Annotated in this window: 10 protein-coding genes and 1 pseudogene; 1 reads left to right on the plus strand and 10 read right to left on the minus strand. The window is 31.3% G+C overall.

Annotated features, from left to right (window positions below):
• Nucleotides 1-364: 364 nt before the first annotated feature.
• The 10 genes and pseudogenes from cas6 to pepF all read right to left on the minus strand — a co-directional run bounded on the left by cas6 (nt 365) and on the right by pepF (nt 10,111).
• Nucleotides 365-1,120 (minus strand): CRISPR-associated endoribonuclease Cas6, encoded by a 756-nt coding sequence (gene cas6, locus M663_RS0108895; protein WP_029688663.1) that lies wholly within the window; start codon nt 1,118-1,120, stop codon nt 365-367.
• 9 nt (nt 1,121-1,129) lie between these two features.
• The gene (cas2, locus tag M663_RS0108900; RefSeq protein WP_029688664.1) at nt 1,130-1,393 is read right to left on the minus strand and encodes a CRISPR-associated endonuclease Cas2; all 264 of its coding nucleotides are present in this window, start codon (nt 1,391-1,393) and stop codon (nt 1,130-1,132) included.
• A 1-nt stretch (nt 1,394) separates the two neighbouring features.
• Nucleotides 1,395-2,387 (minus strand): type I-B CRISPR-associated endonuclease Cas1b, encoded by a 993-nt coding sequence (cas1b, locus tag M663_RS0108905; RefSeq protein WP_029688665.1) that lies wholly within the window; start codon nt 2,385-2,387, stop codon nt 1,395-1,397.
• An 11-nt stretch (nt 2,388-2,398) separates the two neighbouring features.
• Nucleotides 2,399-2,890: a CRISPR-associated protein Cas4 gene (gene cas4 / locus M663_RS0108910; RefSeq protein WP_029688666.1), complete on the minus strand. Its 492-nt coding sequence runs from the start codon at nt 2,888-2,890 to the stop codon at nt 2,399-2,401.
• 25 nt (nt 2,891-2,915) lie between these two features.
• Nucleotides 2,916-4,250 carry a CRISPR-associated helicase Cas3' gene (gene cas3, locus M663_RS15470; protein WP_273702680.1) on the minus strand — a complete coding sequence of 445 codons (1,335 nt, stop codon included), beginning with the start codon at nt 4,248-4,250 and terminating at the stop codon, nt 2,916-2,918.
• 290 nt (nt 4,251-4,540) lie between these two features.
• Nucleotides 4,541-5,134, minus strand: a pseudogene (locus M663_RS15475) (CRISPR-associated endonuclease Cas3''); the annotation flags it as partial.
• Nucleotides 5,127-5,753 (minus strand): type I-B CRISPR-associated protein Cas5b, encoded by a 627-nt coding sequence (cas5b, locus tag M663_RS0108920; RefSeq protein WP_029688667.1) that lies wholly within the window; start codon nt 5,751-5,753, stop codon nt 5,127-5,129. The gene cas5b and the pseudogene M663_RS15475, both read right to left, overlap by 8 nt.
• Before the next feature lie 6 nt (nt 5,754-5,759).
• On the minus strand, nt 5,760-6,773 hold the full coding sequence (gene cas7i / locus M663_RS0108925; protein WP_029688668.1) for a type I-B CRISPR-associated protein Cas7/Cst2/DevR: 1,014 nt from the start codon (nt 6,771-6,773) through the stop codon (nt 5,760-5,762).
• Nucleotides 6,766-8,154, minus strand: a complete 1,389-nt coding sequence (gene cas8a1 / locus M663_RS0108930) for a type I-B CRISPR-associated protein Cas8b1/Cst1 (RefSeq protein ID WP_029688669.1) — start codon at nt 8,152-8,154, stop codon at nt 6,766-6,768. The genes cas7i and cas8a1 overlap by 8 nt, the downstream gene beginning before the upstream one ends.
• A gap of 148 nt (nt 8,155-8,302) precedes the next feature.
• A complete protein-coding gene (gene pepF / locus M663_RS0108935; protein WP_029688670.1) occupies nt 8,303-10,111 on the minus strand; it encodes an oligoendopeptidase F in 1,809 nt (602 codons plus the stop codon).
• A gap of 239 nt (nt 10,112-10,350) precedes the next feature.
• Between pepF and M663_RS0108940 the strand changes: the two genes are divergently transcribed.
• Nucleotides 10,351-11,139 (plus strand): SDR family oxidoreductase, encoded by a 789-nt coding sequence (locus M663_RS0108940; RefSeq protein WP_029688671.1) that lies wholly within the window; start codon nt 10,351-10,353, stop codon nt 11,137-11,139.
• Nucleotides 11,140-11,216 lie beyond the last annotated feature (77 nt).

Genomic DNA, 11,216 nt, shown 5'->3' on the forward strand with positions numbered 1-11,216 from the left:
ACTGGCTCAAGGATCCACACGCAATAGCACTCGTCGTTTCAATTCCACTATGGTTAGATTAAATCTAATATACTTTTCCGATAATCTATAACTATTACAAGTTTCAATTCCACTATGGTTAGATTAAATCCCATGAAAATTGCATGATAATACTTCTTTTATTCAAGTTTACTTTAGCATAACATTGGCTATTTTACAATATCCTAGGCAAAATAAAGTCGCCAATAAAATGTATAATAATTCATTTGTTTAAAAAACCTGTTTTTTCTAAGAAATCGAAAACGTTATATTATAAATTTTTCTTGTCGACTTCCTATGATTTTTACATTGGGAGAGGTCGACAAGAAATTAAATTAATAAATATTCATCTTATTTTTTGTATCATTCCAAACCCTGCACTATTTTTCTCTCCCATACCGCAATCATATGCCACTTTGATTAGTTCAATATTTCCTGACATTGTAAAGGGCACCATATATCCCCGAACATAAACATTTTTATATTTTATCCTTTTACCCTTTGGTTTTTGTGAATAATATTCCATGTCAAAATTAATATTAAGACTTAAATTATCTGGTAATGTATTGTAAAGCACGTAATATTTTTCAATTAGATTGTTTTTTAAATTCTCTACAAATCTCGGGTGATGCAAAGGTAAATTTACACTTTTTCTTTTACCATCGATTTCTACAGCTGTAGAAGTTACAATTGGAGATAAACATATAAATTTATTTTCTTCATTATTAAACTCTGGTTCTTTTAGTACTTCCACGCTTTCAATCTTAAACTCATAATCTTGCAATTTTAGAACATCATTATTTAAGACTTCACCCACAAAATTTAACAAAAACTCTTTTTTAGGAGAAGTTATATATAAGTATGTCTTATCTAAAAACACTATATTTTCATTAACTATCTTAAGGTTTTTACTACGCAATTGAGAAAAAGTAAATAACTTAAAGACTTTTTTCCCATAACTATATCCTTTTGCGTGGAGCTCTTCTGCATATTCTTTATTTGCTTTTTTTAAAGTATTGTATATCCATCCTGATAAAAAGTAATTATAGTTTATATTTAGACTTTTATCCTCTTCCGGCAATAGTGTTAATCTTATTCTCATCTTATCCCCTCACAAAATATTATCTGTAGAATTTTTCTCTACTCCAATAATCTTTTTAGATAGCCACTTTTCAGAACTGGCAGTATATATTAAAACGGAATCACATTTTAAATCCAAATGTCCTTTAAACCATAAGATAATTCTATTTAATTGAGCCTCTGTTAATTCCCCCTCAAAAACAGAATTTTGTACCCAGTTCAAATAGGTCTTTAAAAATTTATTTACTTTTGCGACCCTTTTTTCCTCAACGTCATAAACTATAAGTACATACACATTACCACCACATTTTTAATGATTCATACTCTTCCTCATCCAACAAATGCTTTATAAGCTTGTAACATTCAAGTCTTATAAGCCTTCTATAACTCACACTTCTGTTCAGTTTTGGATGTTTTATTATGGTGCCCAATTTTTCTTCAAATTCTCTCTGAAATAAAACTCTCCCCTGCTCATTTAGATAACACATTTCTAATTCTTGATCGAAATGTTCTTCTCTTATCATTTTTTGATTTATCAAACTAAAAATAACCCTATCTACAATTATTGGCTTAAAAATTTCACTTATATCAAGGCTTAAAGAAAATCTCCTTTCACCCGGCTCATGTAAATAACTTATAGTCGGATTTAACTGCGTATTGTATATTTCTGTAAGAACTATAGAATACATCATAGAATTACCAAAAGAAATCAAGGCATTTATGGGATTATCCGGAGGGTTCATTGTCCTATTTTTAAATTCAAATTTCCCCTCAATTATTGTTTCAAAAGCACTATAATATATATTTCTAATCCTACCTTCAACCCCCATGAGTTCGCTTATAGTCTTAGCATCCTTTATATTTTTTCTCTCATTTTCTATCCTTTCAACATATTCATCTAATCCTTCTTTTCTATTTGCATAATATTTGACATTCTTTAAAATATTATGACTGGCCCCATTAATAATTTCTTTCGCAATTTTGAGCCTTTTATGTTCCTCTTTATATTTTTCTACTTGCTTTACTAATAAAAAACCCGAAGGTAGATGTTCTCGCGGATAAAAACTTCCCATATAATATCCATAATAATTAAAAACATGAAGTGTTATGTTGTTTTGTGCTAAAAAATTGATTGCTTTTGTATTTAAATCAACTTCCCCAAACAAAAATATCTCTTGGATATTATTTACTGGGATAGGCTTTTTCCCATAAGTTTCACTTTCTAAGTAAATGGTATTGTCTTTTCTACTGAGTCGTCCATTAGTATTTATATATATGCTTCTTTTCATAAAATCACCTTCTAACTAAAACACAATTCATAATAACTACATTTTGCACAAATTTTACTTTTTACTTTAGCCGGTGGTTTATCCATTAATTTTATTTTGTTGATTTCTTCAATTACTTCCTTTATTTTATTCTCATCCTGCTCACTAAGAGTAATCTCCTCCTTCGAATGGTTATCTATATAATGTATAACTCCTGTAACTTTGTCCACACCTTTCTTTTTCAAATAATAAATATAGTATAAAACTTGGTACTTCGTCGCTTCTTCTATTGCTTTACTCTTCTTAGTTTCATGTATTTCCAATTGATTTTTTACAAAATCTATTTTTACACGTCCATCAAGTAAAATTTCTTTATCCTCCCTCTGAAAGCTTTTTTCATGAAGCACTTTTCCTATATCCACATAATCAGAATTATGCTCCATATTTATGCCATGAGTAAAAAGCCACAACTTATGCTTACACACAAAATAATAATTTATTTCTGTACCAGTTAGTAAATCCATAATATCACCTTATTAATATTAAAAGTTACGTTGTAAATACATTATCATAAGGTTTATCAATGAGAAGTCCTAAATCCTTATCATATTTACAATACACAAAATCCACATCATAGCCTTTATCTTCAATGAGTCCCTGTTTTTTTAAAGCGACATATCTTCCCTGAGAAATACCTACTACATATCCTGCAGCTTCAAAATATTCTTTATTTTTAATTTTGTTTATATACTCTTCTTCAAACATATAAGGTACGACTTCTCTATTATCAAACAGTTCATAAAACTCTTCTTTTAAATATTTATTTTCAATAAAAGGATACAATTGACTTATAACATTTCTAAAGCTATCTTTTGCTTTTAGAAATTCCTCATAATCTTTATCTATATAGCCATCTTTATAAACTTCATTAACTAAATTTTGTATTAAATCTTCGCTTAGCGTATCACATTTACTTAAAAGTTCTAATGTTTTACTCACAACCTTTTGATTCTTATAAACAAATTTATCTTCACAAGATCCTTGTGAAAAAATATAAACTGGCGATATACCCTTAACTCCTCTTCTGTTTACCCTCCCAAACCTCTGAATAAGTGCATCAATAGGAGCAGGTTCGGTATATAAAACATCGAAATCTATATCCAATGAAACTTCTATTGCCTGCGTACCAACTAATAATTGAACTTTGTCTAAACTCTTTTCTATCCTTTCTCTGTCCTTTAAAATAAATCGCGAATGTAAAAGAGCGCTTTTACTTGTATAATCTTTTAGTTCATTATAAACTTTTTGTGCACGATCCACCGTATTACAAACAACAAGAACCTTTTTACTTTCTTTTATATCTTTTATTATTTTATCTATATTAGAAAAAACATCCCCTTCAGTAACTAAAACTTTATGTCTTACAATCTTTTTGAGTTCTTCTTTTTTAGGCTCAATTAAAGCTTTTATATTTAATTCTTCTATAAAAAGTTTTTTTAGAAACTCTGGTAAAGTAGCTGACATAATAAAAATTTCCGCTTTATACTCTTCTTTTAAATATTTTAAACTTTCCAATATCAAAGCGGTAGTATGAGGGTCATAGCTATGGACTTCATCCACAATAAAAAGTCCGCCTGTCATTTCACCAATATGCTGCTCAAATCCAGTGACACCAAAGAAGTATTTTAATATTTGAAATGGGGTTAACACTTTATAGGGTTTGAAAATTTTCTTAGATAAATCATATTTTGTCTTTGCCTTATTTACCGCGTCAAAATAATCTTCTCCTGATTTTGTAAACTCTTTATATAGAAAATACAAAGCCTTCCCATGAAGTAAAGCCACTCTTTCGTCTCCAAAAGAATCTTTGAGCCTATTATACATAGCATTAATACTTGCTGTATAAGGCAGTAGATAAAACACTTCCCCTTTGATTCATTTTGGTTGTAATTACTCCACAAAAGAGAGGCTTCCGTTTTCCCATAACCAGTTGGTGCAATTAAAACGGCTGACTCTTTTGTATTCATAGCTTTTAATTGCGTATCTTTATAATTTTTAAATTTAAATTTAAATATTTCTTTCATGTCTGAAATCGCTTTTACTATTTCCTCTTGAGAAGCTGATGATAGATGGTCGCATGCAGTCAAAAACCCTCTTAAAAATAACTTCCTTTTACTATTTTTAATTTTTTTGTCTTCATAATCATTTAAATATTCCTTTGCAGCAAAATAAAAAGCATCCTCTATTTCTTCAATAGACTGTATCTGTTTTAATTTAATTTCATATCCTAAAAATTCTTTACTCCACTCTGGCACCTTCTCTATCATAAATTGCAAGTACTTTATATTTTCCTCTAGTTCTTTTAACTTTTTTATATAATTTTCTTTTCCGGGTGTTGTTAAAGTAGAATAACTTTCTTGCAGTTCATATAAGTCTTTGTGGTGTGTAATAATCGCAAGCGCAATATCTTTTTTTACATCTTCGGAATAGGGCAAGCATGAGATGAAACCTGCTGATATTATCTCATGCCTGTAGCCCCATGGTTTCCCCTCTTTTAGCATCTTTTGAAATCCTTCTGCTGCCTTCCCAAAATCATGTAAGAATACAGTTACAAAAAGATACTCATAAAATTTTTCATCATCGCAAATTTCAACAACCTCTGGATAGGCATCTTTTAAACTTTTAAAAACTAAAAGAGCATTTCGTGTATGCTGAATAAGTGTTTCTTCTCCATATTCACTGCTTTTTGCTAATATTTTTTTACCCATGTATGTATACTCCCCAATCTAATTCCTTATCGTACCAAACACTATCTCCCTCATATTCAATAAAATCTCCTAAAATATAGTACGGTCTAACGCTAATAGCTTCCCTGGGAATTGTATTTGAAAAATACATAGGCAGTGCTTGAAGAGGTCCCCAGATACCTTCCTCCCCAAAAGGTATAACTGTACCTCCAACTCTTTTTTTACCATGCTTTTGTGCTAAATCTATCTCTTTAACTTCCTCTACCATAATCAAATCAGAACTTCTACCTAAAAGAAGAGAATACTCTGGTTTTTTAAAAGCCTCTTTAAAGCTTAAATTTGTAAGGTACACATACAAATCTGGATTTAACAAAAATTCTCTTTTATAGATATTAGATTTTACACTATTGTCATTTGAAAGCATGTATATAGTTTCTAAATCAACTCCTTTTGCATCACTTCTCATTACATAACCTACTTTTGTATCTTTAGGTGTTATATACTCTCCTTTAGCCGCAGAAATAAGACCATATATCGTAGACACAGGAGGTACAGGTAAAGTAGGCTGATACCCTGTTACAAAGATTGGATACCTAAATGATGCAGTCCAGCCCACAAGATGTACCCTTAAAACTCTCATGTTATATCACCTCTTATAAAAGCCACTAACCACTTTCTGAAAATTAGACACCGCCTCATTTACTGTTAAAAGATGTACTTTAATATTTGATAATGTACTGTTTAATTCATCAACCATCTGTTTTAAATCTTCATTGTATTCATCCATAAATCCTTCTCTTTTCCCAATATACACATCAGAAATAATGTTTTCTTGATAATCCAAAATAACTTCTTTTAAAGCTTTTACATTTATAGCAGCTTCTCCTTTGTCATCAACCGCAATATTCATAAAGATGTTATTTCCGCAATTTAGAATAGCCAAAACTATAAATTTAGGAGAAATATCTGTTAAATGGGATGTTTGCTTAGCTCCTCCAAATATATACGGCAGCACTCCTATGAGTTCACTAGCTCTTTTAGCCCTTACCTCAGCTGGTAAGGTTACAACTTTTCCATCTTCTTCAACTGTACAATTATGTGCTTCCCATTCTTCTTTATATGCTTCTGTTATATTCATATATCCAGTTTTATTTACACTGCTAAATCTACCCACCGAATCTAAGTCAAGTGAAAAAATTCCTTTTAAAACTGTTGAGTAAAACTCATGTTCATAAGGCACGGGGTCTCCTTCATGCCTTGCCATAACTCCAAAATCATTCACGATATTTACAGGAGTTACAGAAATTAATGGTGAACACTTAAAAGGAGAAACTCTTGTGAGAGTGGTGCCAGACTTTTTACCTATTGCTTTCATATATCCAAACACGTCATCATCTGGGTATTTAAAGGGATTTGCTGCTGTAAAGGCTATTTTTGATTCTCTCTCAATAGGTGATAATTCCCATTTAAAAATATTTTCTAAGGAACTTCTCATCCAATACCTAAAAGCTTGCCCTGAAACGTATACGTATTCCCCTCTACCCCTTCTTATTTTCTTTACAGCAATTGTGTTTTCTGTCTTTGCACCAACATCTGGGCCAGCATTATTCAATGCAGAAGCAGGAGCATCTATTAATATAAAACCATTTGCATTATTCATAGATTAATTCCTCCTTATCTTTATTTTCACTTTCAATTTCGTCGTTTTTTATTAAAATTTCTTTTATTTCTTTATTATTATCAACTAGCCAATTATGCAATTGCTCATAAAGTCTAAAAATTATGAGGTCTTGAGTTTCCTTCCAAGATAAATTACCTTCAGGGAAAAGATATTTTTCATATTCATCAATTGTAAATAAAGGTTTTTCAAGCTCTGCACTTATCCTATCTTTAATTATGAGCCTTAGTACATTCCTAAAATCTCCATAAGTTTTTGATGTCTCTAATTGCGTAAGCCTTCGCACATTTCCTTTCGTTTTTATTAGTTGTGCAATATCATCACTAACTCTTTTTATAGTCTCAAGCCTTTTTTCTTCCAAACCTCTCACCCCTTTCATGTAATACTCAAGAAAACTCCAATTTACTAAAGCTTTTCTCTCACTAGTGTCTATAAAATATCCCAATATTGACTGCCCTCTCAAAAGCCTTTCATAAACATCATTTCTTAAGTTTTTATATTTTCCTTCATTCTCTAAATCAACTTTTTTTGATGATATATACCCTCTTTTTATAATCTTCTTCCAATTGTCCTTTTCCTCATGTTGAAGGGCATAAGCCAAAAATTTAAATATTTTATCTGGCATATCGTATATTGATAAATTATCAATAGGCGGTTGATTAAAATTAGTAAAATAGTAAAGCCTTATATTTGTATTTTCTTTTTGCCAGTCCCTTCTATCATAGGTTAATATAATATTTGTAGCCAAATGAAATAAAGCATTTATAGGATTTGTATATCCTTCGTCATTACACCCAGTGTATTTTTTTGTCGCCTTTTGCATATCAATAAATGCCTTGCATTTATTAGCATAAATCTTTTCAACTTCCTTATTATTTGACTGTAAACAAACTAAATTACCGGCTTTATAAAAGACAAGAGGAGAAAATTGAATAGCTAAAGTGCAAGCAGAACAATAATCTGCTCCTTCGCTCCCATAAGAAAAGAAATTTACGAAATCACTCGTTCCTGTTAAAGGCACTTGAGTTTTTGTAAAATGCCTTTTGAAATTTCTCCTACCACAAGCAATACAATTTCCCTCTGTAGACAATGGAGTAATTTCTGATAACAACTCATTTAAAAATTTACCATACTCACCTTTTTTGTCCTTCACACTAGGATTTGTCAACTTACTATTAGGAAAAATAGAATACATTATCTTATTCCAACCTTCTTTGATGTATAAATCAGTTATCTCATCAATCAACTTCTCTAAATCTTCCTTTTCAATTTCTTCTGGTTTATCTTTCCCAAGCCATACCAACATAGCAGTTATACCGGCATCTACAAAAGGATTACCCGTATATGTAAATATATTCTTCACCAATATCACCTCCTCCAATACACAGTTTACACCTTTACCTAATATATTCTACAAAAACCTTAAAAATCCTCCAAAATTTCCAGTAAAATTTTATAAAAAAACTGATACCCAAAAATAGGTATCAGTTAAAATGTCAGCTCTTGTCGTTTTATTTTTCTAATTCCTCTGTTAATTTAATTATTTCATCTATTATGTTGCCAATATACTCAATTGTATCCAATAATGGCTTCTCTGTAGTTATATCCACTCCTGCCATTCTTGCCAGTTCCACAGGAGTTTTTGTACCACCAGCTTTCAATACCTCTTTCCAGTCTTCCAAAGCTTTTTGTCCTTCTTGTAAATATCTCTTGTTTACTTGTGTGGCTATAGTAAGCCCTGCACTGTAAGTGTAAGGGTAAAGTCCCATATAATAATGAGGTTGTCTCATCCAGGTAAGCTCTGCTCCCTCGTTTATTTTTATAGCATCTCCCCAGAAATTCTCTAAAACTTCTCTTTTAAATTTATTTAAAATAGGTGCAGTGACAGAACCACCTTTATCAATTATCATGTATACTTCTCTTTGATAAGCTGCTTCTAATAGATGGGTCACAAAATTGTGATAATAGGTTCTCGATATCAAGGTAGAAAGTATCCACCTCCTCATCCTTTTATCCTTATTATTTTTCATCAGATAATTAGCCATTAAAAGCTCATTCATTGTAGAAGGAGCCTCTACAAAATACATAGATGGTCTAGAATCAAATATATTTTGATGCTGGTGAGCTAAATAAAAATGTCCTGCATGACCTAATTCGTGAGAAAGAACAAAAACTTCCCTCATTTTGTCATCCCAGTTGATTAAAATATAAGGATGTGAGCCATAAGGTGAAGCGCAAAAAGCTCCTGTCGACTTCCCTTTGTTTTCGGCAAAGTCTATCCATCTTTCATTAAATGCCCTTCTCACCATTTCCCTGTAATCTTCACCAAAAACTGATAAACCTTCTTCTATGTACTTTTTAGCTTCTTCAATGGTTATAGATGGTTCAAATTCAGAGTCTACTTCCAATTTTAGATCAGCAAAAGTCATCTCTTCTATCCTATGTATTTTTTGCAAAAGCTTTGCAAATTTCCTCATATGAGGTGCTAACTGTTCCATTATCAAATCAATTTGTCTATCGTACAGTTCTCTATCAACTTCCTGATGGAACAAAAGACTGTCAATAACAGAATCAAAACGCCTTAAAGTTGCTATAGTCTTTTCCTTTTGCACCTGTGTCTGATAAACTGCTGCTATGGTGTGTTGGTATTCTCTCAATTTCTTAGAAAAAGCCTCAAAAGCAGCTCTTCTAATCTTAGTATCTTCTTTATATTCCCACTTTGTTTCAAACAAAGAAAAACTTAAAGGATACTCTTTCCCATCGACTGTAAAAGTTCCAAAGTCCATATCTGCCAATTTTGCCATATTGTAAATATGTTCAGGTGCCTCTAATATAGCTGATAATGCTGATAAAGCTTTTTCAACCTCTGGATGAAGAGCATGTTTCTTTTTTCTGAGTATTTTTCTAAGATAATTTGCATTCTCTTTTGATTCTTCTATAGCTTGATTTATTATTTTTTCATCTAATTCTATAATTTCTGACTCTATAAAACTTATCCTGCTTTCAATATCAGAGGCTATATTAGAAAATTTCATTTGTTTCTGTAAATTTTCTGTGTTTGTTTGGTCCACTGAAACAGCCAAATGAGCATAGGAACCTACAAGAGTAAGCAATTGGGCTAATACCTTTAATTTATCCAAGCAGTTGTTAATCGTCTTAGAAGTATCAATTTTGCCTTTAAACTCTTCTTCTAACTCCATTGTAAGTTCTTGCGCCTTCTTTATCGCCTCCTCATATTCCTCTTCTGTTTTGAAAATCCCTGACAAATCCCATGTCAATCTTTCATCTACATCTTTTCTCTCTAACAAATGTGTACTCAAGAAAAATTCCCCCTTTTTAATATTTTTAGGTCCTTGCAGAATCCCAAAATCCTTATGGATTAAAGGCTCATACTGTATCCTTTCAATAGTAATTCCTCCATTTACAAATAGCCCTTTAGTTATCCTTCCTTAATTATATTATACATGTAAAAGCAGATATTTCCAAAGAAAACTTCAAAACTCTTTAAAAAAATGATAAAATAATTGTTAAACAAATAATCTTACAAGGAGAGATTTATATGGATTTTGGCCTTAAAGATAAGGTAGCATTTGTAATGGCTGGAAGTAAAGGTCTTGGAAAAGCAGTCGCTTTAGAACTTGCAAAAGAAGGAGCCAATGTCGCTATAATCTCAAGAAATGAAGAAAACCTTAAAAAAGCAGCCGATGAAATAAAGTCGGCAACAGGAAAAGAAGTTTTAACAATTGTAGGCGATGTAACCCGTAAAGAAGACATTGAAAGAGCTGTAAGAGAAACGGTAGAAAGATTCGGCACGATTCACATCCTCTTTGCAAACGCAGGAGGACCTCCTGCAGGAGGATTTTTTGATGTAAAGCCTGAAGATTACTTAAAATCAGTTGAATTAAATTTAATGAGCACAATATATGCAGTATATGCAGTAAAGGATTATATGATAAATCAAAAATGGGGAAGGATAATAGCTTCAACATCAATATCAGTAAAGCAGCCTCTTGATAATTTAATACTCTCAAATGTATCAAGAATGGGGGTAATATCATTTATAAAATCTGTGTCAAATGCATTAGCACCATTTGGAATTACTGCAAATGCCGTAGCCCCCGGTTATACAATGACGGAAAGAATAGAAAACTTACTTAAAGCAAGAGTTGAAAAAGAGGGCATAACCTTTGAAGAAGCGCAAAAATCAATGATTACAGACATCCCTATGAAAAGATTAGGAACCGTTGAAGAATTTGCATCAACTGTCCTGTTTTTAGCATCAGAAAAAGCTTCCTACATAACAGGAGTAGTACTACCAATTGATGGTGGATTTATAAAAGGACTGTAAAAATAGGTTGACTATTATTTCACATATAGTATAATATAAAATGTTTTTTGCTTTGTACCTTTTTTTATAATTTTTTT

Origin of the sequence: Thermoanaerobacter sp. A7A, from assembly GCF_000445185.1 — a bacterium.
In the GTDB taxonomy this organism is placed as follows: Bacteria; Bacillota; Thermoanaerobacteria; order Thermoanaerobacterales; family Thermoanaerobacteraceae; genus Thermoanaerobacter.